This window comes from Methanosarcina hadiensis, from assembly GCF_046529725.1.
GTDB classification, from domain to species: domain Archaea; phylum Halobacteriota; class Methanosarcinia; order Methanosarcinales; family Methanosarcinaceae; genus Methanosarcina; species Methanosarcina hadiensis.
This window is the reverse complement of sequence record NZ_CP136241.1, coordinates 2,683,019-2,707,283: the sequence shown is the minus strand read 5'-3', so window position 1 is coordinate 2,707,283 and position 24,265 is coordinate 2,683,019. Positions and strand designations below refer to the sequence as shown.

General features: G+C 42.1%; 22 protein-coding genes. 11 read left to right on the top strand and 11 right to left on the bottom strand.

Annotation, left to right across the window (positions count from 1 at the left end):
• Positions 1–77 precede the first annotated feature (77 nt).
• On the bottom strand, positions 78–1,181 hold the full coding sequence (locus RSJ42_RS11475; RefSeq protein WP_410507420.1) for a hypothetical protein: 1,104 nt from the start codon (positions 1,179–1,181) through the stop codon (positions 78–80).
• Positions 1,182–1,297: 116 nt separating this feature from the next.
• Positions 1,298–1,405, bottom strand: coding sequence for a hypothetical protein (locus tag RSJ42_RS11470; RefSeq protein WP_410510362.1), 108 nt, complete (start codon positions 1,403–1,405; stop codon positions 1,298–1,300).
• A gap of 178 nt (positions 1,406–1,583) precedes the next feature.
• Here RSJ42_RS11470 and tnpA point away from each other — a divergent pair, with 178 nt between their 5' ends.
• Entirely contained in the window at positions 1,584–2,024 is a 441-nt protein-coding gene (gene tnpA / locus RSJ42_RS11465) for an IS200/IS605 family transposase (protein ID WP_048106147.1), read from the top strand.
• Positions 1,987–3,240, top strand: coding sequence for an RNA-guided endonuclease InsQ/TnpB family protein (locus RSJ42_RS11460; RefSeq protein WP_410507076.1), 1,254 nt, complete (start codon positions 1,987–1,989; stop codon positions 3,238–3,240). Before tnpA ends, RSJ42_RS11460 begins: the two co-directional genes overlap by 38 nt.
• Positions 3,241–3,340: 100 nt before the next feature.
• Here the strand turns inward: RSJ42_RS11460 and RSJ42_RS11455 are convergent, their stop codons facing one another.
• The 6 genes from RSJ42_RS11455 to RSJ42_RS11430 all read right to left on the bottom strand — a co-directional run bounded on the left by RSJ42_RS11455 (position 3,341) and on the right by RSJ42_RS11430 (position 8,545).
• Positions 3,341–3,553: a hypothetical protein gene (locus tag RSJ42_RS11455; RefSeq protein WP_410507419.1), complete on the bottom strand. Its 213-nt coding sequence runs from the start codon at positions 3,551–3,553 to the stop codon at positions 3,341–3,343.
• Between the two features lie 290 nt (positions 3,554–3,843).
• On the bottom strand, positions 3,844–5,397 hold the full coding sequence (locus tag RSJ42_RS11450; protein ID WP_410507418.1) for a type I restriction-modification system subunit M: 1,554 nt from the start codon (positions 5,395–5,397) through the stop codon (positions 3,844–3,846).
• 365 nt (positions 5,398–5,762) lie between these two features.
• Positions 5,763–6,899, bottom strand: a complete 1,137-nt coding sequence (locus RSJ42_RS11445; protein ID WP_410507417.1) for a hypothetical protein — start codon at positions 6,897–6,899, stop codon at positions 5,763–5,765.
• A 43-nt stretch (positions 6,900–6,942) separates the two neighbouring features.
• Entirely contained in the window at positions 6,943–7,362 is a 420-nt protein-coding gene (locus RSJ42_RS11440) for a GNAT family N-acetyltransferase (protein WP_410507416.1), read from the bottom strand.
• A gap of 283 nt (positions 7,363–7,645) precedes the next feature.
• Entirely contained in the window at positions 7,646–7,816 is a 171-nt protein-coding gene (locus RSJ42_RS11435; protein ID WP_410507415.1) for a hypothetical protein, read from the bottom strand.
• A 306-nt stretch (positions 7,817–8,122) separates the two neighbouring features.
• Complete coding sequence (locus RSJ42_RS11430; protein ID WP_410507414.1) at positions 8,123–8,545, bottom strand: nucleoside 2-deoxyribosyltransferase; 423 nt, start codon at positions 8,543–8,545, stop codon at positions 8,123–8,125.
• A gap of 229 nt (positions 8,546–8,774) precedes the next feature.
• On the opposite strand from RSJ42_RS11430, the gene RSJ42_RS11425 reads away from it, so the two are divergent.
• The 4 genes from RSJ42_RS11425 (at position 8,775) to argJ (ending at position 12,141) form a co-directional block, all read left to right on the top strand.
• Positions 8,775–9,230 carry a type IV pilin gene (locus tag RSJ42_RS11425; RefSeq protein ID WP_410507413.1) on the top strand — a complete coding sequence of 152 codons (456 nt, stop codon included), beginning with the start codon at positions 8,775–8,777 and terminating at the stop codon, positions 9,228–9,230.
• Between the two features lie 154 nt (positions 9,231–9,384).
• Positions 9,385–10,398: an N-acetyl-gamma-glutamyl-phosphate reductase gene (gene argC, locus RSJ42_RS11420; RefSeq protein WP_410510361.1), complete on the top strand. Its 1,014-nt coding sequence runs from the start codon at positions 9,385–9,387 to the stop codon at positions 10,396–10,398.
• 73 nt (positions 10,399–10,471) lie between these two features.
• A complete protein-coding gene (locus RSJ42_RS11415; protein WP_410507412.1) occupies positions 10,472–10,936 on the top strand; it encodes a CBS domain-containing protein in 465 nt (154 codons plus the stop codon).
• 17 nt (positions 10,937–10,953) lie between these two features.
• Positions 10,954–12,141 carry a bifunctional ornithine acetyltransferase/N-acetylglutamate synthase gene (gene argJ, locus RSJ42_RS11410; protein ID WP_410507411.1) on the top strand — a complete coding sequence of 396 codons (1,188 nt, stop codon included), beginning with the start codon at positions 10,954–10,956 and terminating at the stop codon, positions 12,139–12,141.
• 113 nt (positions 12,142–12,254) lie between these two features.
• Here the strand turns inward: argJ and RSJ42_RS11405 are convergent, their stop codons facing one another.
• Positions 12,255–12,470, bottom strand: a complete 216-nt coding sequence (locus tag RSJ42_RS11405; protein ID WP_410507410.1) for a hypothetical protein — start codon at positions 12,468–12,470, stop codon at positions 12,255–12,257.
• Between RSJ42_RS11405 and pfkC the strand changes: the two genes are divergently transcribed.
• From pfkC to RSJ42_RS11390, 3 genes are all read left to right on the top strand, one after another.
• Positions 12,463–13,941: an ADP-specific phosphofructokinase gene (gene pfkC, locus RSJ42_RS11400; protein WP_410507409.1), complete on the top strand. Its 1,479-nt coding sequence runs from the start codon at positions 12,463–12,465 to the stop codon at positions 13,939–13,941. The genes RSJ42_RS11405 and pfkC overlap by 8 nt on opposite strands.
• Before the next feature lie 91 nt (positions 13,942–14,032).
• Positions 14,033–15,550 carry an ADP-dependent glucokinase/phosphofructokinase gene (locus RSJ42_RS11395; RefSeq protein WP_410507408.1) on the top strand — a complete coding sequence of 506 codons (1,518 nt, stop codon included), beginning with the start codon at positions 14,033–14,035 and terminating at the stop codon, positions 15,548–15,550.
• Complete coding sequence (locus RSJ42_RS11390) at positions 15,537–16,385, top strand: DNA-3-methyladenine glycosylase family protein (protein WP_410507407.1); 849 nt, start codon at positions 15,537–15,539, stop codon at positions 16,383–16,385. The genes RSJ42_RS11395 and RSJ42_RS11390 overlap by 14 nt, the downstream gene beginning before the upstream one ends.
• A gap of 54 nt (positions 16,386–16,439) precedes the next feature.
• Here the strand turns inward: RSJ42_RS11390 and RSJ42_RS11385 are convergent, their stop codons facing one another.
• Positions 16,440–18,056: a HEAT repeat domain-containing protein gene (locus tag RSJ42_RS11385; protein WP_410507406.1), complete on the bottom strand. Its 1,617-nt coding sequence runs from the start codon at positions 18,054–18,056 to the stop codon at positions 16,440–16,442.
• 160 nt (positions 18,057–18,216) lie between these two features.
• On the bottom strand, positions 18,217–19,581 hold the full coding sequence (cca, locus tag RSJ42_RS11380) for a CCA tRNA nucleotidyltransferase (protein ID WP_410507405.1): 1,365 nt from the start codon (positions 19,579–19,581) through the stop codon (positions 18,217–18,219).
• Between the two features lie 738 nt (positions 19,582–20,319).
• Here cca and RSJ42_RS11375 point away from each other — a divergent pair.
• Entirely contained in the window at positions 20,320–21,039 is a 720-nt protein-coding gene (locus RSJ42_RS11375; protein ID WP_410507404.1) for a queuosine precursor transporter, read from the top strand.
• A 377-nt stretch (positions 21,040–21,416) separates the two neighbouring features.
• Positions 21,417–23,981: an S-layer protein domain-containing protein gene (locus RSJ42_RS11370; RefSeq protein ID WP_410507403.1), complete on the top strand. Its 2,565-nt coding sequence runs from the start codon at positions 21,417–21,419 to the stop codon at positions 23,979–23,981.
• Positions 23,982–24,265: the final 284 nt, after the last annotated feature.

The following is a 24,265-nucleotide window of genomic DNA, read 5'->3' as shown; positions in this document are numbered from 1 at the left end:
GCGAAAAGGACCCCGTGCTCCCGAAGCGGAACTCGGGAAGCGAAACTCGGGCGGGACAGGATTCAAAACGGAAAATATCAGACTTTTTCACTTTCAGAATCCTTTTTTCCGCTTTTCCTTCCTCTTTTTCCTGTCTTTTTGCCTTGTTTGTCTTCACCTGCTTTTTCTTCAACTTCTTCAGCGGATTCTTCAAAGAGGAGGTTTATTAGGTAGTTAATCTGATTTCTCAGTTCCTTTTTTACTTCTTCGGAAAACTCATCTGATTCCTGCAAGGATCTCAGGGCTTCTTCAAAATAGGATTTGGCGAGAGAAGGGTCTTTCTCAGAATAGATGGTTCCAACCATAAGCTGGAGGGGAGAAAAGTTTCTGTGTTTTTCGTTGAATTTTGTGTAAAATTCCTGGATTTTATCAAAGTCTTCTTTTCCCATAAGGTCCAGGAGATAGTCCTGGACAAGTTCCGGATATTTCGGGCCTTTGTCCAGCAGAAAATCGAATTTTTCATCGTCGGTCATTAAAAAGAAACCGGTTTCAAGGTCGTCTGCTGTACTGTCTTCTCCAATAATATCTTCCGGGTTCAGACCTTCGAATAAGCTTCCTTCTTTAAAAAGGTCTTCATCCTCAAAGAAGTCTTCCAGGTCTTCTGTCTCTTTTTTCATCAGGAGCATATCAACCTGAGCCGCGGATACGCCCAACTTTTGTGCAAATTTTTTGAACTGCCTTTCGTATTTTTTCTCTTCTTCCTCTGAAAAAAAGCCAAGCACATACGTGATCCACTTTACGTATCCCTGTTTGCCCTCAAGCCATGATCTGTTGTCAATGATCCACAAGGCATAGTTAATGACAAGGGTAAATTCATGGTCGTAAAGCAGGTTTTCCTCAAGAGGCTCAACAAGGCTTTTCACAATTTCTTTTTCAAGGGATTTTTCAAAGAAACTGATTGGTTTGTCACGGTTTTCCTTTATATTCTTCAATGCCCTTATCACGTCTTTATCCGTTACTCTTCGGTTCGCGTTGTAATAATAATCGGCAATTGAAAACTCTATTTCACTCAGATATTCGCTGTACTCGTATTCTTTATTGTAAATGCTTTTAATTTCCTTTATCTCCGGAGTATCCGGCACAAGAAATTCGGATAGGGATAAATCTTCCTCGGCTAACTGATTTTTTTCGTCAGGGCTCATAAATACTGTTCTCTGATTATTGGTTTATATGGGTTTCTAATGATCGGACATAATGAACTCCCCTGTTTTTGAGTTCGATAAATCTTTTTTCCGGCGTTTGCTGGGTAATTTTCCACTCATTTTCCAATTACTTCCCAGTATCCACCTTTATCAGGACCCACTCTTTTAAGAATTCCCTGTTCTTTCAGATTTCTGATCTGCCATTCAATACCTTTAGCGGAAATTTTCAGTTTTTCTGCCAGCTCATTTGTTGTAATTTCAGGGTTTCTTTAACTTTAAGGCGGGAAGTCCCCTTCCTCGGAGGGCGTAGCCCGACAGGTGGGGGATGAAAGCCGTCAACTTCTACAAAACAACAGTAGCATAATTATTTATACTTATAGTTACATCAATATAGTGATAACTATGCAGTATAAACTAGATCGTGGAAGCCATTCTGTATATTCACTCCATTATCATTTCGTTCAGTGTGTGAAATATAGAAGAAAAGCTCTAACGAACCCTTTAGTTGTCGATTTTCTTAAAACTAAAATTCATAACATAAGTGAAACATACGATGTTGAAGTACTGAATATCGAGTGTGACAAAGATCACTTCCACTTATTATTTTCAGCAAAACCTTCGCTTGATATTCCAAAATACATCAACACAATCAAAACTATAACTTCAAGGGAGATTCGTAAAAACTTCCCTGAAGTAAAGACTATGTTATGGGAAGATACGTTTTGGTCAAGATCGTATTTTATCGCATCGACAGGGCAAGTAACCCTAGACGTACTTAAAAAATATGTGGAGAATCAAGGCAAATATGCATCTGACGAAGAAGATCAAGATAAATCCGACTGAAGAACAGGTAGATGTTCTTTGGCAACTATCTGAACAGTGTAGATGCCTCTATAATTTCGCTTTAGCTGAAAGAAAAGATGCGTGGAAAACTGAACAGAGAAGTGTAAAGTATGTAGAACAACAGAATCAGCTTCCAGTACTAAAAGTAAAATTCCCTGAATACAATATAGTGTATTCCAAAGTATTGCAATCGGTTCTTAAAAAGCTCGATGCTAATTATAAATCGTTCTTTTCGCTCTGGAAAAACGGGGATAAATCTGCAAGACCCCCCAAGTTTCGAAGTGGAAAATACTTTATGACTTTGGTTTATAATCAGAGTGGATTCAAAATCAATAATGGAAAGCTCAGTTTCTCTCATAAGGCAAACGAAATTCCATTGTCTTTCGAAATTGGAAATGCTTTTGATTTGCTGACAATCAAGCAGATTGAAATCTATAATGATAATCCATACAAAGGTAGGGGTAATTTCTATGTATCAATTACATATGAAGAAAATCCAATAAAAGAGTATGTTGATAACGATTTGTATCAAGCGATAGACTTAGGTATTACAAAAATAGTTACAGCAGTAAATACTCAAGGTAAATTCTTTGAAGTAAAAACACCCAGAGCAGATCAATATTGGAATACAAAGATAGATTCAATTAAATCCAGAAGAGATCATTGTAAAAAAGGAAGCAAGAGATGGAATAGACTACACAAAACATACAGAAAAATGGAAGCAAAGAAGTCTAATCAGATTAAAGATTTCCAGCATAAACTTTCTAAAACAATGATCGAGAACACCAGAGCCAATACAATAATCGTGGGAGATCTTAACGTAAAAAGTATGGCTCAGTCAAAGAAAGTAACTGGAAAAAGAAAACGTTCTCAGAACAGATCAACACAAAATCAAGGATATCTTTCCAGATTCATCGAATTCTTGACCTACAAAGCGGAGCTTGCAGGTAAAAAAGTAATAAGAATTGATGAAAGCTATACATCCAAAGAGTGTTGTATCTGTGGAACACGACATAACATGCCACTTTGGGAAAGAACTATGAAATGTGATTGTGGAAACGTAATTGATCGTGATAGAAATAGTGCTATCAATATAATGAAGCGTTTCTTATCACAAAATGCTTTGTGGACAAGCTATCAGAAGTTTTCTGATAATCTTCGACAAACAGGATTACAGATGGATACCTGCATCACTGCAAATATCCAAATGACATAATCACTCGAAGGAAGCTCCGTCCTCGCCATCAGGCAGGGCGGGGCAGTTCACTCAAGGAAATAATTTTCTCCCTAGTTTTCTCCCTGGTTTTCTCCCTGGTTTATTTAAATAACTTCTTAAAAAAACTGAATATACTGAATGACGTCCTATGGTAAACCTTATTATATATTGCTTTTTTTGGACTCTTTATAATTCCTGTTCCTTTTTTTCCATAAAATGGTATTACAGCTTTCTTTGCTTTGCGTTTTAATTTGCCTGTAGTTCTTGCTTTAATAGACTTTTTCAAAGATGGTTTTCTGAAACCGAATTTCATGAGATTCCACACCATTTGATTTTATTCCAGAAATAAAAATACAAAGATAGTATATAATTGGTTTAATTAAGTCTTTTTTCATATGGTATCTTTGATTTTAATACCTGACAATTCAGCAATTCCCTGTATTAAAGACGAAAAAATACTTCTTGAACTTTACAAAATACCTTCTCCTTTCTGTAGAATCTGTTCAAGTTGATCTTGTTCATTCTCAAAACATACTTCTATACATCTACTTATACTCACACTTTGAGGATCATAAATAAAAAATAATGTTTAATTTCCTTTCTTCACAGTTCATATCCAAGCCCTGCTAAATTCTCCTTTATCTTCTTCTCCAGCTCCCCGGATTTCCTGAACTGCACCGAAAGTTCTGCTGTCAGCCTTTCCATTTTCTCTTCAAATTCCTCGTCGTCCTCTTCAGCTTCTTCAAAACCGACATAACGGCCAGGAGTCAGGATATAATCATGCTTTTTGATCTCTTCAAGGGTTGCAGCTTTACAGAAACCGGGAATGTCTTCGTATTTTCCGCTCTCGGCTTTTTCCCCGCGCCATGCATGATAGGTATCGGCAATCTTCCGGACTTCCTCATCCGTAAGTTCGCGGTGGGTTCGGTCCCTCAAAACTCCCATATTCCGGGCATCAATGAAGAGGACTTCCCTGCGCCTGTCGCGGAAGCCGCTGTTCTGTTTGTCGCGGGCAAGGAACCAGAGGCAGGCTGGAATTCCCGTATTGTAGAAAAGCTGGCCTGGGAGAGCTATCATGCAGTCCACAAGGTCAGCCTCGATGATATTTTTCCGGATCTCGCCTTCGCCGGAGGTATTTGATGACATGGAGCCGTTAGCCAGGACGAAACCTGCAATTCCCGTTGGGGAGAGGTGGTGGATATAGTGCTGGACCCATGCGAAATTGGCGTTTCCTCTGGGAGGGACCCCGAATTTCCAGCGGGAGTCTTCTGCCAGGAGTTCGCCTTTCCAGTCAGAGTCATTGAAAGGCGGATTTGAGAGGATAAAATCGGCTTTGAGGTCTTTATGCAGGTCGTTATGGAATGTGTCGCCCCATTTTATCCCGTCATTGTCAATGCCGCGGATTGCAAGGTTCATTTTGCAGAGGCGCCAGGTTGTCTGGTTTGATTCCTGCCCGTAAACCGAGATATTTTCAAGGCGGCCGTCATGGGCTTCAATAAATTTCTCGCTCTGGACAAACATTCCGCCCGAGCCGCAGCAGGGGTCATAAAGCCTGCCCCGGTAGGGTTCAAGCATTTCAACAAGGACCCGTACAATACTTCTCGGGGTATAGAACTGGCCTCCGCGTTTTCCTTCAGCATCTGCAAACATGCCCAGGAAATATTCGTAGACCCTGCCGAGAACGTCTTTGCTGCGGCTCTCCTTATCCCCAAGGCCAATTGTGCCTACAAGGTCAATAAGCTCACCCAGGCGTTGCTTGTCAAGCCCTTCCCGCGCATAATTCTTCGGGAGCACGCCTTTAAGGGTGTTATTGTCCCTTTCGATCGCGGTCATGGCATCGTCTACAATCTTACCTATTGTGGGCTGTTTTGCACTCTTTTCAAGGTGGTTCCATCGGGCTTCGGGAGGCACCCAGAACACATTTTCCGCAAGGTATTCTTCCGGGTCTTCAGGGTCAGCCCCTTCCTCTATTTCCGATATCAGTTTTTCATGCATCTCTTCAAAAGCATCCGAAATATATTTCAGGAAAATAAGGCCGAGTACCACGTGTTTGTATTCCGCAGCATCCATGTTATTTCGGAGCTTGTCCGCTGCCTGCCAGAGTTTTTCTTCAAAACCGAGGTTTGCGCCGTTTGAGCCTGTTATGTTTTTTGCCATCGATGATCAACATTGCAATGATGGCTTAGAATAATCAGTAAACTGTTATAAAATTGATGATTCTAAGCAATGTTATGAGTATAAACAATGTTGTGAATATAGGCAATGTTATGAGTACAGGCAATGTTGTAAGTACAGGCAATATTAAGAGTACAAAATTTAGCGTATCAAGGCTAGAGTCTCACATAACCTATAATAATTTTATAAGTCTACCAGCCTGATAAATAACCGCTCATCTGATGGGAAAATATGAGAAAAAAGGAAAATATGAGAAAAAAGGAAAATATGAGAAAAATATAGATAACCCCCCCAAACAGTAGAAAAAACTCCAATAATAGATTATTTCTTGAGTTCTCAGGTTATACTTAACCTATTTTCTCTATAAAAGAAAGGAAACTGGTTCTCAATTTCTCTCTTGTGGCATCCGAAAAGCCTTCAAGCTTATCAAGTGTTTTCAGTGCCTGTTGAAAGTAAAACTTTGAAAGGAAAGGATCTATCTCAAGGTAGGTTGCTCCCATAACCACATACAGGTAAAGGAAGTTGTCATATTTTGCAGTGAGTTTGCTGTAAAGTTCCTGAATCCTGGTAAACTCTCTTTTTTCTGCCAGTTCAGGTATGTAAAGTCCTACAAACTCGTAAAACTCCGGGCCTCTTTCCAGCAAAAAATCGAACTTTTCTGCATCACTCATTAAACGGAATTTGCTTTCAACCTCTGCCAGCAGTTCTTCTTCGGTTATTTTTCTTTCTGCCGCTTTTTCTTCAGTCCTCTCTTCAATCCTTTCCTCAATTCTCTTCTCGGTTCTTTCCTCAGTTCTCTCTTCGGTTCTCTTTTCAGCCCTTTCTTCCTTTCCTGCCTTCTGGTCTCTACTCATTTCTTTGCTTTCTTCCTGATATTCCTCTATATTCCCATATTCCTCCCCATACTCCTCTATGAACTCAAAAAGATCTTCCTCTTCTCCTTTCATGAGCATGAGGTCCGCATGTTTACTTGAAAGGCCCATATGAGCAGCCAATGCCTTTATGTTTTTTTCATACTCTTCTTTTTCTTCCTCAGTGAAAAGGTCCATAATATAGGCTACCCATTTTATGTATGCCTGTTCGTCTCCCATCCAGGAGCGGTTATCGATAATGTCCAGGACGTAGTCTATTACCAGCTTTAATTCATGGCTGGTTACGGGCTTTTCTTCAAGCACTTCTATGAGGCTTCTGATGATCTCTTTCTCGAGGTCCCGGTTAAAAAAAGGAATACTTCTTCTACAGTTTTTTCTGATATTTTTCAGTGCTGATACTGCGTCCCTATCTGTTATTTTTCTGTCACTTTTATAAAAGTACCTGGCAATTGAATACTCAAGCATCCCGATATACTCAGCGTATTCATACTCCCTTCCCTGCAGACTTTTTATCTTCTTTGCTTCCGGTGTATCGGGTGCAAGATGCCGGAAAAGCGAGTCTTCCCCCTCTTTGACAGATATATCACCCATGTCTCCTGTTTTGTGATTCATGCTTTCCTCCTTTCTATCTGCCTTTTATCCCCAGATTAAAGGTTTACCATTCCATTAAAATCTGTACACAACCTGTGTGTTCGTCAACCTCTTCCCCAGATGCCCTGAGTCCGTTCTTTTCGTAAAAGAAGACAGCTCTTTTATTATCTTTGTAGACTTTAAGGGATAGCCTTCCTTTCAGGGCTTTAGCATGCTCCAGAAGCGCTTTCCCGGCTCCTTTTCCCTGCGCCTCGGGAGCTATAAAAAGGGCACATACTATTTCTCCGACAAGTGAAATAAAACCTGCGACCTTCCCTTCCCTTTCAAAAATATAGTTTTCGGCAAGGGGCAGGTACTCTTCCTTCATTGCGGACTTATATGAAGCCCAGAAAGATGCCGGCACAAAAGAATGTGCAATAACTGAAGCGTCGTACCATATCCTTACCATCTCTTCAAGGTCTGTTTCCCTGCAGGCTCTTATCAATGCATCAGGCTCCTGTTTTTAAGTCTTTCCTTTTAAGGCCTTTTACCGGTTTAAGGTTAAAAGTATATTAGCATAAATCGTATTTCAATGTCTGGAGAGCCTGACAGTGCCCTGTAATAAGGGCTATTTAAACTGTGGATAAAAAATTCAGACAAAAGGAAATTATAAATAGAAAGAAAAAAGTTTAAAAAATATCAGGCCGAATTGTCCTCGGTCTGATAAGGGGCTTTCATGAGAATGGCTCCGAGTAAAAATAAATAAATCGGAAAAAGTTTTTTATATTTTATTCCATGGCTTCGATCTGGCGGATCAAGTCATTGGTGTATCTTTCGGATACCTCCACATGTGGACTGCATGGAACTACTCTAACCAGTTTCCCGTACCTGGACACGTACATGTCAGGCCCATGTGAGGTTTTAACTTTCGTAAAAGTATACCCTTTTGTAAAGGTCATTCATCTAACCTCCACATGTTATTATGTCCGGCATTGCATATTAATATTTTTTTACCTAATAATCGTGATGAATTGTGGCTTCTGTGGTTGAATATGCCCTGTACTTATCTCAGTTGAGATATAATAATACATTCAGTTAAAAAAACATATTTTAAAAACTTTATAAATATATAGGTCATTCTTATAACTTTATTTGTAAGCCATAGCACATCTAAAGTACTTTAAGGCAAAATTAATGTAATTTAAAACAAAATTGGTAAAGGATAAGGCTGTATATAGAGAAAGAGGTCCAGAACAGGCTAAAAATTATTGATATTTTTCAATTATCCTGAGCAGTTCTTTTTCGTTTCTGGCAAGGGCAACTATTGCCATCTCAACCATCAGATTAACGATCCCATCGGAAAGCTCCCTGAAATCGGTCCTGAGCCCTATGACCGGCTTTCCTTTTGCATAGGCATAACCTGCTTCCCATGCCGTCCCTGAGTCCACATCCGAGCCGTCGAGGACTGCGACAACCAGATCCGAGGCATCCAGACCTTCTACACATTTAATAAATATGAGCTCTTGATTCTGTTTCTCATGCTCCTGTGCCGCGTCCTCTGCATCTTCCTGAGGCAAGAAAACTGAAAAGCCATTATTGAGCAGCACATCTTTCAATTTCCTGTTGTATTCGAGTTCAGCATGCGTGAAGAGGGGGCCTGCAAGGTAAACTGTCTTTTTTTTGCTCAAATTCTTTCCTCCTGTTCCTCCGGAAGTCAGCACTCATAAGAATTTTATTGCATGAAAAAAGGCTGATAAAGGTAAAATACTTTCCCTCCCGCTGCAATTCCCTTTGAAGAATCTGCTTGATTGAAGCTGATATGATCCCGATCGAAAACTCTGGAATACCCTTATATATCTAAAAATTTAAACTGTACTGTGTTAATATTAATTATATGATCTTTCTTATCGGGGTAATATGCCACTCAAAACCTCTTCAATAGTGAAGCACTCGGATGAAAAAGGGATTGCTCCTGTTATCGGAACGGCAGTTACAATAGTCATCGTATTTATTCTTGCAGGCCTGGTTTCTTCTGTTTTCTTTGAAGAGTATGGGAATCCTTCTCATAAAATACCACCTGCAGCAAAACTGCAGATCTATTTTACCGGAGATGAGAGTTCCCTTGAGTTCAAACATGAAGGTGGAGACCAGCTTTTTTTTGGCAGTCCTTCGCTATCGGTTATTATGGATATCAATGGTACCTCGTATCCACTCAATGACTCTGCACTGGGCACCCTCGAGGCAGGGGAAAAAGGGGTTCTTGCATTGAACACGAGTGAGCTGCCTGAGTTGAAGGCGGGAGATCTGGTTTCTGTAAAGGTAGTTGACTATGAGAGCGGCGGCCTTATTGCAAAGCATGAACTTGAAGTCTAAGTTCAGACAACCATAGCGACCGAATGAGTCAGAGCCGGAAAACTTCTTATAAGCGTACTTTCTGAGTAACCAAAGACACCAGATCCTTCTTTCTGGTTTTTTTCGATAACAAGCTTAATTATCTTGTATTGACATTACAATGGCAGTGAATACCATGATCAAGGCAGGAATTATAGGAGCTTCCGGATACACAGGAGGAGAACTCCTGCGCTTACTTGTAAGCCACCCCGATGTCAGGCTTGAACTGGCAACCTCCCGGAGTCTTGCAGGAAAACCCGTAGCGAGTACTCATAGGCATCTCGAAGGTTTTCTGGATTTAAAGTATGAAAACCCGGGGCTTGAAGAAATCAGGGAGCGCTGTGACGTAGTTTTTGTGGCAGTGCCCCACGGGACTGCTATGAACTATGTACCTGAACTGCTGGACGGCAATACTAAGGTAATCGACCTCAGCGCAGACTATAGACTTGATATTCCGGTATTTGAAAAAATTTATGGAATAAAGCACAGCGACCCGAGGAATGCTGTTTACGGGCTCGTTGAACTTCATCCTGAAGCAGCAAAAGAAGATTTTGTGGCAAATCCTGGCTGTTTCCCAACTGGAGCAACCCTTGCAGCAGCCCCTCTTGCGGCAGCAGGGCTAATAGATATTGCAGTCTTTGACTCCAAAACAGGAATCTCAGGGGCAGGAATTTCACCCACTGAAACTTCTCATTACCCTAACCTCGCAGAAAATATTGTCCCATATAAACTTACAGCTCACAGGCACAGGGCTGAGGTAGTCCAGGAACTCACAAGGCTGGATGGAAAACTTCGAAATATCAATTTTACCCCTCATGTAATACCATCCATAAGAGGGATTTTTACAACTGCTCATCTCTTTACAAAAGAAACTCTTTCGACTGAAGATATTCGGGGAATTTATGAGGAGTTTTACAGGGATAAACCGTTTGTCCGGCTCCCCGGAGGAGTTCCTTCACTCACTGCTGTCCGGGGTTCTAACTTCTGCGATATTGGCTTTGAGGCAGATAAAGAAAATAACAGGGTTGTAGTGCTCTCAGCAATCGATAACCTTGTCAAAGGCGCATCAGGGCAGGCTATCCAGAATATGAACCTTATGTTCGGACTGGGTGAGACACGCGGCCTCTGGCTCCCTGCAGCAGCACCGTAAACATGGAGCAGGCGAGGAAATATAACTGGTGACGGATTAATATAAAGAATGGAATTTATTCTGGGGTAGTCCGATGAAAGTAAAAGATGTCATGAACCCTGATGTTGTATTCTGCAAGTCTGACAATACAATCCGGGAAGCAGCAAAGATTCTTAAGGATAACAATATCAGCGGGGCTCCTGTCCTTGAAAATGGACGGCTTGTAGGGATAATAAGTGAGGGTGACCTCCTTGAACTGCTGGTAATTCCGGAAAAAGGAAATCTCTGGCTTCCCAGCCCTTTTGAAGTCATTGAGGTTCCTATAAGGGAGCTCCTTAGCTGGGAAGAAACTAAAAAGATGCTTTCTGATGTTGGTTCTACAAAAGTGAAGGAGATAATGACAAAAGACGTCCATACAATCTCTTCCGAAGCTTCCGTTGAAGAAGCCTCCGAACTTATGGTCAGGCGCAGGATCAACAGGCTTCCTGTAATGGAAAATGACCGTGTAGTTGGAATTATCACACGCGGGGATATAATAGAAGGCCTTGCAAAACTTTGAGTTAAAGGAGAGTTTTCATGAAGCAAATCGAGGGCGGAATTTGTGCAGTAAGGGGTGTATCTGCATACGGGATAAAACCGGGAAAAATGGGAATAGCTGTTATTCGTGCGGAAGGTCCTGCAGCAGGTGTTTTTACAAGGAATAAAGTAGTTGCGGCTCCTGTTACTCTCAGCAAAGGAGTGGTTGATACCCAGCACCGGCTTTCTGCCGTAATCGCAAACAGTGGAAACGCCAATGCCTTTACCGGGGATGACGGTTTCCTTGATGCAATGGAGATGACACAGGCACTGTCCCAGGAGCTTGGTATTGACGCTAAAACTATTGCAGTCGCCTCAACCGGGGTAATTGGCAGAAGGCTTGACGTCTCTTATATAAAGGAACATCTACCCGAAGTCCTTAAAGGGCTGGACAGTTCTCCGGAGTGCAGCCGCGCAGCCGCAAAGGCTATTATGACAACCGATAAAGCCCTGAAAGAGTGTGCTGTGGAACTTGACTGCGGGGTCAGGATAGGGGCAATCGCTAAGGGCTCCGGCATGATCGAGCCGAATATGGGGACAATGCTCTGCTTTGCATATACTGATGCAAAAGTACCTGCCGACGTCCTTGATGCTGCCCTGAGGATAGCTGTAGATAAAACCTTCAACATGGTTGTTGTGGACGGCGACACAAGCACGAACGATATGGTGCTTTTTACTTCGACCTGCAAGTCCGGAATCAAGCCCTGTATGGAATGCCTGGACGATTTTGAAGAAGGGCTCATTTATGTGTTTACCGACCTTGCAAAGAAAATGGCTAAAGACGGGGAAGGGGCTACCAAACTTATAGAAGCCAGAGTCACAGGGGCAAAAACACACAAGGATGCCAAACTTACTGCAAAAGCAATTGTCCGTTCTCCTCTTGTCAAGTCTGCAATTTTCGGGAAGGACCCCAACTGGGGAAGGGTTGTGGCTGCCGCAGGGTATTCGGGTGCCGAGCTTGAACAGGAAAGGCTGTCCTTATCTTTCTCTGGTGGGGAAGAAGAAGTGGAACTCGTAAGGTCCGGAGAGATTTCAACAGCTTCTGATCTTGCACTCCTGAAGAAAATAATGGCAAATGACGAAATTATCATCAAGCTTGACCTTGCAATGGGAAATGAATCCGCAACTGCCTGGGGCTGCGACCTGACTTACGATTACGTCAAGATCAATGCCGAATACACGACATAAATAGAACCGGAATCCAGGCATAGATAAGGCATGGAAATATCTTCCATTAGCATGTGTAGCTTTAATAGTAGCCGATATAAACTGAAATCAGTCCCTGATGCCTGTTGTGGGGCTTAAACAGCTGGCATCAGATCAAAATCGTCTGCCTTCAGGTTCTCATTCTGCACAAAGTTAAATAAAATAACGTAGAATGGGAATAGAGGAAACATAGCAAGATAATCTGTACCAAAAAGCTCGGATTTATCCTGGTTTATCTTTCCTTTTTTCCAGGTTATTTTGTTTCTTAATTCTGGATACTTTATTTTTCCAGGGGGATTACTTATGGACATAGAAGAATGGGAACAGCGTCATAGAGAAGCTTTTTACAATGCAAAAGAAGCCCTTCCATATCTGGATGGGATGTTTGTAGCTTATAACAGTAATATTGATGCTATCAAACACCTCACTGAAGAAGACCTGTTAAAGCTTATCAGGCTCTTTGATGAAGCTGAGATTCAGGACAGGGTTGCGGTATATCCAAGAGAGATTGCCGAACCTTTGGATTTCGTTGCCCGCCTGCTGATTTCAATGCGGGAAGGAAAAGCTGCGGAAGTTCCTACTTATACTGAAGATACTCATAAATGGCTGAAGGAGCACCTGGGGTTTGACTATGCCAGAATGGGAGGCCAGGCGGGGATTATTTCAAATCTTCTTGCCAGGTTAGACCTGAAAAAGGTTGTGACTTATATTCCCTGGCTTTCCGAAGAACAGGCAGATTACTTTGCTGCAGAAAATGGCAATATCCTTCACCCCAGAGTGGAAGACGGAAAGGTCGTCCTCAAGCCCCCTTCAGAAGCTTTCAAGCCCGGAAGAGGATCAAAAGTCAACTGGATATTTGAGTTTTCCAAAGACCTTAAAGTGACCTGCGCAGGGAGCACTTTCAAAGTTCCCAGGGACAACCGACTGATTATCTCTTCCCGCCCCAAATGGATCCGTCTGGATATGGACAGAGAAATCTATGATCAGCTTGATTCTATCTTCCCGGTTGACGGGGCAATGCTCTCCGGCTACCAGATGATAAAAGAAGAGTATGAGGACGGGTCCACCTATAAAGATTATGTAGAACATTCCGTAGAAGTCATTAATAAGCTGAAGTCCCTGAACCCTGATTTCCGCATTCATGTGGAACTTACGTCCATCCAGAACCGACTTATAAGAAAGACCATTCTTACGGATATTGTTGCAAGGCATGTCCATTCCCTTGGCCTTGATACGGTGGAAGTGGCAAACGCTCTCAATGTGCTCGGTTATGAGGAGCTTTCATATTCCGTTATCCGGAAAGGTGAAAACGGGATTATGTCTCTTTACCAGGGAGCTGTCCAGTTAATGAAAGACCTTAAACTTGAAAGGGTACACGTCCATTCTCTCGGCTTTTATATCTGTATCCTTGCTAAAGGTCACCCCCTGACCCTGAAAGAACATCGGGATGCCCTGCTCTTTTCCTCGGTCCTGGCAGCTGCCCGGGCTCTGAACGGAAAAATAGAAAGCCTTGATGACGCTGAAGTCGGCCTGGACATTCCCGTCTCAGCCAGCGGGATGGAGGATCTGGAAAACTTCAAGCTCTACTGTACCGGAAGAAAACTCTGCAGCCCGGATGAATTCGAATACGGGTATATATATGGACCGGATCACGATGCTATCCTGATTCCTTCCAAGGTGGTGGACAGGCCTAAAGCTACAGTAGGGATAGGAGATACCATTTCTGCAGGGGCTTTTGCTGCCATGCTTGCAAGGATGAAACAGATAAAAGCCGGGAAATAAGGCTGGAAAATAAACTATCAAAAGCTGAAAAAAAGCTGGAAAATGAAATATCTGAAAATAAACTAACTGTTCGAATACAGGGATCGGTCAGATGAACATACTTTGCGGCTATAATGTGAATATAGACTCCGTATACAGGATAAGCGGAGCTGAAATCTCGGAACTGCTAAAATCGTTTGACAGGGCTGAAATTCTTAAAAAAATAAAAAATCCTCCAGGAAAAATCCTTTCCAGATCCGATTTTGTGGCAGGCCTGGCCTATTGTATGAAGAACGGCTCTGGAGCCGAATGGCTTGTTATTGAGCAGGAAGTCTTTGAGTTCCTGAGGGACTGCTATTTTGAGAAGTCCATTGTAAGAATGGGCGGGAATGCTGGCATTATGGCAAACGTCCTTTCCGAAATCGGGGTATCAAGAGTAATTCCTAACGTTGCGGTCCCCTCCGAAACCCAGCTTTCTTTATTTTCGAAAAAAGCAGTATATTTCCCTGATGTTCCTCTGAAAACTGAGACAGAGGCAGAGCAGAATCCAAACCCGGAACCCGAACAAAACTCAGAGCCTGAACAAGACTCAGAGCCCGAACAAAATTTAGAGCCTGTACAGAAGTCATATGCTTCTTCCGACAGTCAGGACCCGATACACTTCGTTTTCGATTTTTCCGAAGGCGAAACATTTTCCCTTTACGGGACAGAAATCCGGGTTCCCAGAGAAAACCGTTTCATAGCGACCTCTGACCATTTAAATTTCAGGCTCTTTACCAGTCCTGCCTTTGAGGACTATGCCCTGAGGCATGCGCGAGAAATGGACGGTGCACTCATCTCGGGTTTTCATCTCCTGCTTGAGGCCTATCCTGATGGCAGCACCTATAAAGAAGTCCTTGAAAACTCTTTTTCCCAGCTTAAAGCCTGGAAGGCAGAAAATGGGAATCTCAGAATTCATATAGAACTGGGTGATTTTGCAAGCAGGGAGATTGGAAACTCAGTATTTTCAAAATTTGCCGGGATCTCACACAGTATTGGAATGAACGAAGACGAACTTTCAATATTTAACAGCCTTCATGGAATTCCTGCAGACGGGCTATTGCATATGGAAGCCGAAGCCGTTTCGAAGGCAGCCTGTAGACTTGCCTCCCGATCCGGACTTGGAAACCTTTTCATACATACAAGAGAGTTCGTTCTGGATGTTTTTAAGCCGGATTCCGGAAACTCTGCTGGGGCAGGGATTTCGGAAAAATATAATGAAGAAAAATGGAAAAAGAAAGAAAGCCCTGCCCTGTTGAGAGCAGCCGGAAAAAAACTCGAAGCCATGGACTTTGGACTGAAATGCGCAGGAGCATATGCAGCTTCAGGCAGGCTCGAAGGGCGGGAATTCATAGAAAAAGAGGCTTTGAAGCTTCAGGAGAGCATGTTTGGAAGAGAACAATTACAGTTTTTCCTGGAAGCTTTTGGAGGAACCCCATGTGGGAGGGGTGCTTTTGCTTTAATGGAAGGTTACATGCTCTGTATTCTCCCTACATTGCTATGCAAATTCCCAATAACGACTGTGGGGCTTGGGGATACGCTAACTGCGGGAACTTTCTTGAGGGGGCTTGAACTGGATGTACAGGCTTGAGCCCGAACTTTTTAACCTTAATTACACCCTTGACTGCGGCCAGGTCTTCAGGTGGGAAAAGGAGGGAGACTGGTGGACCGGAGTTGTGGGAAACAATGTTATCCGGCTTTCGCAGGAGAAAGAAAGCGGGCAACTGCTAATAGATTCCGAACTTCCACCCGAATTTTTCTCTCGTTATTTACGCTTTGACGATGACCTCTCCTCAATTTATGTGAGCATCAACAGGGACCTTTTGATAGACAGGGCAATAAACAAATACAAGGGCCTTCGGCTGATCCGGCAGGACCCCTGGGAATGCCTGATTTCTTACATGCTTGCCACGGCTTCAAGCATCCCTACAATTCAAAAAAGGATCTGCCTCCTGAGCCAGTTTTTAGGGCAGGAGCTTGAAGACGGATATTTTAGCTTTCCTGACCCCGAAACTCTCGCAAACGCCGATCTAAGTTTGCTTGACAGGTGCAAGCTCGGCTTCAGGGCAGACCGCATAAAAACGGCAGCAGAAGAAGTATGTTCCGGAGAACTGGACTTTGATGCCCTTTTTCGCCTTGAATACAAATACGCCAGGGAACGCCTTATGAGGCTGCGTGGTATAGGGGAAAAAGTTGCCGACTGCGTCCTCCTCTTCGCTTTTGAGAAAATGGAATCTTTCCCGGTAGATACACATGTCAGGCAGATCATCCAGCACTACCATATTGATGACAGCTATTTTGAAACCTGCTCAAACCTGAGCTGTATGGGAGACTGGGGGCGAGAATATTTCGGACACTACTGCGGGTATGCCCAGGAGTACCTTTATTATCAGAAAAGGATTGAGGGATTTGTGAGTCTTTATTGAATTCTCTCAGGAAAATTCTTCTTTCTGTTTAGGAAGATAGAATCTACACTTAAATTATTTACCTTTTCTACGCAAAACTAGATTCTTTAATTCATATATTCTGTCAGCCACAAATCTTGGAACATCTGTTTCCTGTTCATAAGAGACAAGTAATGGAATTATTGGAATAGAAATTTTTAGTTTCTGCGTTGTGCTCAAAGGAGTATACAATTCACAAAGAACCTTATCTATATTCTCTTTTATTCCAGGAACACTATTTTTAATCTCTTCCAAGTTTTGTCGAATAATATTAAGATATTCCTGCGGATTTTGTAATTCATCAATTGACTCTACTAAGCTGTCAACTGAAACACGTAAACACTTGATTTCGCTTAATATTGGAGCTGTTTTTTCAGAAACTTGTATATCTATAATTTGTGGAATCAGGTTATTCAATAATGTATACTGTATTACCACGTCTTCTTCTCTGAGAATTTTATCAATTCTATCAAGGATCACGTTATTTTCTTCAATTTTAGGAATATAGGATTTAAGCAGAAAAACAAGATTTTCAATTTGTACCACAAGATATTCTGGGCTCCCGATTTTCAACCTTTTTGCAAAATCATTTACAGCACAAGCAGCATACTCCGCAGGTGTGCCTTTTGCTTCTTTACATGCAGTTTTTGCTTTTTGCTGAATTTCCTCTATAATCCCTTTAAGGTTTCTTTCCAATATAGGCAGCCCTTTTTTCATCGCTAATGTTGCAAAAGGTGCTGTTTCTTCGGTTTCTCTCATGAGTTCTGCTGCACGATCACAGTATTTTCTATAAAAATTAAGTTCACCTTTTTTTGCCTCTAAATCTAAATTATTCAGGCTCTGGACTTCTTTTAATGCATTTAAAAGGTTTTCAACAAATTCAAAGAGCAATTCTTTACTCTCTGAGCCTTCAATTGCATCTTCCATGTCTTCTAGGAAGGTATCCATTTCTCCTATTGACTCATATTTTTTGAAGATTATTGTATAAAAAGAACGATAAAAGGAAAAGCAAAATTGAGCTGGATTGAACCATTCGTTAGGTGATTCTTTTACGGCTTTTTCAAAAAAATTAATAGCGTTCTCAAGTTCTTTTTCATAATCATCTTCTTTCTCTGCTTGACAAGCCTTGAATATGGAAGCTTTTCCAAGAGAGCAGTTTGCATCGATTTTTACATATATGTTTTCAACAGTAGCCAGATTACTTAAATCGTCCCACGCCTGAATTGGATCAGGTATTTGAGAAAATACAGAGCCAATGGAAATAGCGGCATTACGTTTAACATCGCCTATTGGATCATTAGCAAGTAAATGTAAATCGTTCCAAGCGTCAGTTCTTTTTGAAACTTGAGAAAATACATAACCAAGAGCTCTAGCAGCTCCAGATCTAACATTTTTGTCCGGATCAGTAGTTAGGTTATGCAAATCGTTCCATGCTTGCAGTTTGTTCGAGGTATAAGGAAAAACATAACCAAGAGCTTTAGCAGCTCTATACTTCACAATAGTGTTTTCGTCGGTAGTCAACGTAATTAAAGTGTTCCATGCCCTTTCTTTATTGGACATTGTTCGAAAACTATATGTTAATTGATCCAATGCTTTGATACGCTCAATTATATCTTTATGGAATTGACTGTAAAGCTCCTCTTCTTCTACCAACACTTAACACCAGAAATTTGTATACATATTAAAGCTTAAAATAGTTTCTTTTTAGAATTAGGGTTAATAAAGAAGGGCTGATAGAAAAAATTTGTGCGGAGAAACCCCGCTTTATACGAAAAATCAAATATCAAGGAATGATTCGCGTGTGACGGTAAATTTACACCCATTTCCTCAAAAAAACCCTGAAATCCTGATCTTTCAGCCTGCAGATTTCCGCATCTTTAAGAATCTCAAATCCCTTACTCACGCTCTGATGTACCTGTTTCCCGAGGGAAGAGTTTACAAGCTGTTCTTCAAGAAGCCCTTTAGCAGTTGTGTATTTGCGCTGGACTTCAAAAACATACTTACCGTTTTCGATATATCCTCCGAAAACATTTTCAGCTCCTTCATACTTGTCTTTGAACTTCTCGACATGCTCCCTGACCCATACCGGAGGGCCAATTCTCTTTTTTACATTGGGGAGGGTGCCTGAGATAAGTTCGAGCATGATCACGGTTTCGGGTTTTCCTGACCAGACGCCGGTCTTGATAACTGAAAAATCATATTCGTTCATGAGAGATGCTGCAGCCTGTTCCATTTTATAAAGCTGCGGGTAGAGCACATCGTCAACAACATCAGGAGTCTCGAAAACAATTGCCAGCTGGGAAGTTTTTCGGCTTTCCAGTTTTTCAAGAAATTCTTTGTCCTCGATTGGCAGGGGAGATTCCGGGAAAAAGAATTTGGTTTCCGGGCTTTTCAGGAACTCCCGGCAGTGGTCTATAAACATGCAGAATTTGTCAAGAGAAAGGGCTGCTGCAACATTCCGCCTGGGATCGGTCGGGTCGACCATGACGAGGGGTTCGCTGTGTTCCAGTTCCGAGTGCCGCATAATATCTATTTTCTGGCCTGGTTTCCAGAGAGCGGCCGCTTTTACTGTTTTTTCGAAAGAGCCGTAGTAAACGATAAGGAGCTCGGTCAGGTAGCCTGAAAAGCCCTGTGTTTTCAATTCCGAGCCGTAGACACCGCCTCCGCGCATGAACTGCTTCATGAGCAGGACATCGTCTTCCCTGCCTTTTATGCGGGATTTTACGAATTCATTATGAAAGGGTGTCCTGTCAACAGCGGATTTGAGCTGGCATGCAGAAGCGACTCTGAAGCACGGGACAAGATCCACATCAAAGCCTTTGTAGATTATATTCAGGTAAGGATGTTCTGCGTGGCGGTCTTCGGAATATTCTGCGTGTTTTGCAACCTCCCTGGCAATCCTCATACCCTTTGTTTCCAGGTCCTTTCTGGACGTTTCCTCGGGAAAACTGATAAAAACATCAATATCGTGGGTGCCGGAAAGCCATGTGCCTCTTGCAGCAGAACCTACCATCTTTACAAAAATATCCGGTACACAAAGTTTTTCTGCTGCCGCTTTTACTTCCACGGCAAGCTCTTCCTGAACAGCCATGAGGTGTTTTCTTTCGTCTTCCGTTGGTTTGATCTTTTTAAGGACTGTAAGCTTCAGATCTTCTGGAATAATGATATCTGTTTCCATGCCCGGGACGGCTCCATACGTTATTTTTTCAGTTATGAAGTAAGCTGTTGAACTCGAGTTGTTGAACCTGAATTGCTGAATTTAAGGCTGAACCTCAGTTTTTGAACTTCAGGTATTGAACCAGAGTTATCTGATATTTAATTGATTCCTGGTTCTCTAACATTTAATTGATTCCTGGTTCTCTAACATTTAATTGATTCCTGATTCTCGGATATCTGTGTTTTAAAGGTCAGAAACTTTTTCTTTTATCTTATATTTTATGGATCTCTTATAGAATTTTAAGCGCTGATTATTTCAGGGATAGGAAGACTGAAAGGATTTCTCACTCCAATTTTATTTGATTTTTATTTGGAATTTTACTCAGATTTTTACTTGGATTTTTATTTGAATTTTATTTGAATTTTACTTGGATTAATCCCTGTATCCAGGGTACTCTTCCAGGAGTCCTGAGGTAGGACTATACTATACACTTTAAATAAATGAACCACACTTCTATTTCCCGAATCTGGCGGTTTAGCGGATTTACTCTCTTCAATTCCAGCTCGCTTAATGCCTCACTTCAACCTTATCAATTTCCCCTTATCAATTTACTCCCTCTCGGTTTATCTGGACTCGCTTTACCTCTGGTCTCACAAATAATGCCATTTACAAATCCATTTCGCTTACAAATCCATCCTGTTTATAAATCCATCCCATTTACAAATCCATTCCAAGCTCTATAACCCGGTTGTGAAAAAAATGTTAGTCTGGCTGTACTGGATTATTACCCTGACAATTGCTACCTATGCATCTGTTTATATTATTAGAAAAATGCCTGAAAACGGATTTACAGTGCTCACTGCTTTTTACGTTGTTTACCTGGCAGCTTCACAGGTTCTTGCCACACGCATTATTGTATTTGACCTTGGTTTTTACTCTTTTTTTGCGCCGGCGGCAGTTTTCATCTATCCTTTTATTGCCCAGGTCATTGACATGATCAACGAAGTTTACGGGGAGAGGAAGACGCACATTTCCATACTCATCGCTTTTGCAACCCAGGTATTATTCGTACTCTTCATAGGCATGGTCGCAGGTCTCAGTCCTGCTCCTTTCTTCGAACTTGAGGATGCCTGGAAGAGTCTTTTTGGGCTCAGCATCAGGATTACTATTGCAAGCTGGGTTTCTTTTCTGGTCTGCTCGAACCTTGATGCCTGGATCTTTGCAACTCTCAAAAAGCGTTTTTCAGAAAAAGAAAAGAATTTCAAGCATGATACCATGATAAATCCTTACATCTGGCTGCGTTCAGGGGCAAGCGACCTTGTTAATCTTACTCTGGACTCCCTCATCTTTGTCTTTATTGCGTATTATGGAGTTATGCCTGTTCTCCCCCTAATCATTGGACAGCTTATCAGTAAGAATTTAATAGGTTTTCTGGACAACCCCTGGTTTGTGTTTTACAAAAAGCTTCTTAAAAATTAAATACTGCATTAAAGGGTAGAAACATTAATATTCATATTTATTACTATCTCATCTTTTAAGTTGGCATAACTATTATTTTTATTTTTAACTTTTTTGCGCCTATATAGCTTCCAATTTTTCTTTTTTACATTGTAAACTGCCCAAAAACTTTTATTTGATTACTTCAATACCTAGAAATGTATATAGTTTAATATTTCAAAATGTTTAAAGTAAATAGGGGTACCCGGACACTGGGGAAATGTCCAGAAAGTGTTCAAGAGCTTTCTTTTGGTTCTTTTTTCAACAGGACTTCCGGTGGCTGAACCCCTGCTCCATACATTAAAAGGAGGTCTAACTTGGGGAATAAAAAATATCTAAAAATGTTGTGTTTATTTTTAATGCTCGGGTTGTTATGTGAATCCGCAGCTGCACAGCTTTCGGACTCATCAGGCAACCGTATCTGGGATGAAAATACAGGCCAGAACCTTACCTACACCTGGACGCCCCAGACGTATTCGGGCTTTTATTATGACCTGGATACAGGGGAAGGCTCGGAGACCATGACAATCCGGCTCACCGAAGGCAGCCGGAGTGTTCAGAGAAACGGATTACAGTATGAGACAAGGCCCATTGAAACGAGATTCGAATATGGGAACTGGGGTTCGTATCAGGTAATAGGGTTTATGGCAGAACGGTATTTTGCAGGGTACACGGGAAACTCCAGCTTTATAAATGATGAAGTCAGCGTAATTTCGGATGGCCAGCTTTCGAAAATATTGATTGACAGCGACGACAGGAGATCCCTTTACACAGGTTCTTCCCTCATACTTGAAGAAGGTTATTCCCTGAATATTGTAGAAGTCGATGTTAATGGAGACACTGTATGGGTGCAGCTCGAAAAGGACGGGGATGTGATAGACAATGGTTTCCTCTCTTCTAACAGCGACTATGTCTATGAGACGGACCTTGGGGATGCAGATGACGTACCTCTGATCGCAGTCCATCTGGCTCAGATATTCAGGGGCACAGAAACAAATGCTGTATTTGTAGAAGGGATCTTCCAGATATCGGATGAATACGTCCAGATTGAGAATGGAGACAGATTCGGGAAAATGGAAATCAGTTCAACTTCAAGTTCGGGAATAATAATGAGAAACCGTGATTCATTCTCTCTGAGCAGAGGAAACACGGTTGATATTATGGGAAAACTCAGCTTTGTTGTTGCTGACGCTAGCGAGCTCCGCTTTGCCCCTATAGTCGAGACTACAGAACCCGGAACCTATGAACTGAGGGGAACTGTCCATGATGAAAGATTTAATACTACTGTCTGGACGCCTTACAACTTTGAAGGGTTCTATTACAGCATAGATGAGAATGTCTCTACTGAAAGCCTGACTCTGACAGAAGAAATTAGCGGCAGGTCAATTAATGACGAGGCTCTTGTCTATTCAACCAGCCCGGCACTTGTGAGATTCGAGCAGGAAAACTGGGGTTCTTATCAGGTCATTGGCTTCATGGCAGAGAAGTATTTTGCGGGCTACCCTGCGAATACCTTTGGGAATTCGAGAAGCGTTAGCGTCCTTTCTGATGATATCCTTGCAAAAGTCCTGATTGATGATGATAACAAAAGGTCTATGTTCACGGGCTCCTCAGTAGCTCTTGAAAACGGTTACTCCCTCAAAGCTGCAGAAGTTGATGTAAACGGAAACAGAGTGCTTCTAGAGCTTTACAAGGACGGGAGACTCCTGGATTCTGGAATAGTATCCAGTAACGGGACCTATATCTATGAGGCAGATATCGGTGGAGCTGAAGACGTTCCCATGATTGCAGCCCATATAAGCACGGTTTTCCGCTCACGTGAAACGGACGCCGTCTTTATAGAAGGGATATTCCAGGTCTCGGATGACTATCTTGAGCTTTCTCAGGGTGATTCTTTCGGCAGGATGGAAATCAGCACCATTTCCAGCTCAGGAATTACGATGAGAAATGAAGATTCGATTTCACTCTCAAGGGGTAATACTGTCAGCCTGATGGGTAATGTCAGCTTCAGGGTGGCTGATTCATCTGTCCTGCGTTTCTATCCTTTTGTCGAGGTTGAGTCTGCTCCACAGGATCAGCTGGTAATTGAAACTCCGGATGTCTTTGTTGTCGGACAGGCAGCAAATATTTCGGTTACGGCAAGGGATGTTGCAGTCACTGATGTTGAGGTCCGGCTTGGCAACCAGAGCATCGGAACTACAGGTGATGACGGGGCCCTTACATACACCCCCACTCAGGAAGGCAGATTTACACTGTCTGCAAATAAGGACGGTTACATCTCAGGAAGTAAGAGCGTGGACATTGTCGGAGCCGGGGTTATGAAACTGCTGCTCTCGGTTTCTCCGGAAGACCTCAAGCAGGGAGACCAGATAAGCATCAGGGTTACTGACTCACTTGAAAACCAGCCTGTTTCCGGAGCAGATGTATTCTTCGGCGGACAGAAAGTTGAAGGGCAGACTGGCACAGACGGGACTGTATCTTACTGGGTTACTGCTCCGGGCACATTCACTGTAAATGCCACAAAAGCAGGTTATGAAGAAGGAGAAATTGTTGTTGAAGTCTCTGAGGACAGAGCTGAATTTGAGTTTTCAAACCTCTTAATCGAGCCTGCTACTGTTGAAGGCGGAGAAGCCGTCACAATCCAGGTAAACGTTACAAACACAGGCAACATTGCAGGAGAGACCGAGGTGGAACTTCTGGTCAACAATGAAACCGTTGATTCGGAAACCGTAAGCCTTGAGGCGGGTGAGACGAGAACTGTCGAATTCTCCCACGCAGAGGAAGAAGCAGGAACATACACAGTTGAGATCGGAGACCTGAGCGGAAGTTACGAAGTAACGGAATCAGCTCCTTTCTTAACCAGCACCGCAACTCTCGGAGTACTTGCCATAGCATTTGTACTGTTCAGGAAAAGAAGGAACTGAATTAATTCCTACTTTTCATAGCAGGGGCCGGAAATTACTTTTTTAATTCCGGTCTTTTTCTCTTCTTTTTTAGTATTTTCTGGTCTTTTAGCGCCTAATCTCTCTTCCAGACAAAGGTTTTGCAGGTCATCACATTCTGTAAATCAAATAAAGAGACAGACCCGATAAGGCGAATAATGTTAAACGATCAACGACATTTTATCTCAATTCTTCATCTCTTCTGGTAAAACTACTGTTATAATTTATAAAGTAGTCCTCTTGAGCGGAGCGAAAAGGACCGCGTG

Bases quoted from the DNA above. Each gene is read 5' to 3' on its own strand.
- RSJ42_RS11390 (WP_410507407.1), top strand. From the start codon at position 15,537: ATGTACAGGCTTGAGCCCGAACTTTTTAACCTTAATTACACCCTTGAC.
- RSJ42_RS11455 (WP_410507419.1), bottom strand. From the start codon at position 3,553: ATGAAATTCGGTTTCAGAAAACCATCTTTGAAAAAGTCTATTAAAGCA.
- RSJ42_RS11370 (WP_410507403.1), top strand. From the start codon at position 21,417: ATGCTCGGGTTGTTATGTGAATCCGCAGCTGCACAGCTTTCGGACTCA.
- RSJ42_RS11415 (WP_410507412.1), top strand. From the start codon at position 10,472: ATGAAAGTAAAAGATGTCATGAACCCTGATGTTGTATTCTGCAAGTCT.
- cca (WP_410507405.1), bottom strand. From the start codon at position 19,581: ATGGAAACAGATATCATTATTCCAGAAGATCTGAAGCTTACAGTCCTT.
- RSJ42_RS11435 (WP_410507415.1), bottom strand. From the start codon at position 7,816: ATGACCTTTACAAAAGGGTATACTTTTACGAAAGTTAAAACCTCACAT.
- argJ (WP_410507411.1), top strand. From the start codon at position 10,954: ATGAAGCAAATCGAGGGCGGAATTTGTGCAGTAAGGGGTGTATCTGCA.
- RSJ42_RS11460 (WP_410507076.1), top strand. From the start codon at position 1,987: ATGCATCTGACGAAGAAGATCAAGATAAATCCGACTGAAGAACAGGTA.
- RSJ42_RS11445 (WP_410507417.1), bottom strand. From the start codon at position 6,899: ATGAATCACAAAACAGGAGACATGGGTGATATATCTGTCAAAGAGGGG.
- RSJ42_RS11405 (WP_410507410.1), bottom strand. From the start codon at position 12,470: ATGTCCATAAGTAATCCCCCTGGAAAAATAAAGTATCCAGAATTAAGA.
- RSJ42_RS11450 (WP_410507418.1), bottom strand. From the start codon at position 5,397: ATGGCAAAAAACATAACAGGCTCAAACGGCGCAAACCTCGGTTTTGAA.
- RSJ42_RS11425 (WP_410507413.1), top strand. From the start codon at position 8,775: ATGCCACTCAAAACCTCTTCAATAGTGAAGCACTCGGATGAAAAAGGG.
- pfkC (WP_410507409.1), top strand. From the start codon at position 12,463: ATGGACATAGAAGAATGGGAACAGCGTCATAGAGAAGCTTTTTACAAT.
- RSJ42_RS11475 (WP_410507420.1), bottom strand. From the start codon at position 1,181: ATGAGCCCTGACGAAAAAAATCAGTTAGCCGAGGAAGATTTATCCCTA.
- RSJ42_RS11395 (WP_410507408.1), top strand. From the start codon at position 14,033: ATGAACATACTTTGCGGCTATAATGTGAATATAGACTCCGTATACAGG.
- argC (WP_410510361.1), top strand. From the start codon at position 9,385: ATGATCAAGGCAGGAATTATAGGAGCTTCCGGATACACAGGAGGAGAA.
- RSJ42_RS11375 (WP_410507404.1), top strand. From the start codon at position 20,320: ATGTTAGTCTGGCTGTACTGGATTATTACCCTGACAATTGCTACCTAT.
- tnpA (WP_048106147.1), top strand. From the start codon at position 1,584: ATGCAGTATAAACTAGATCGTGGAAGCCATTCTGTATATTCACTCCAT.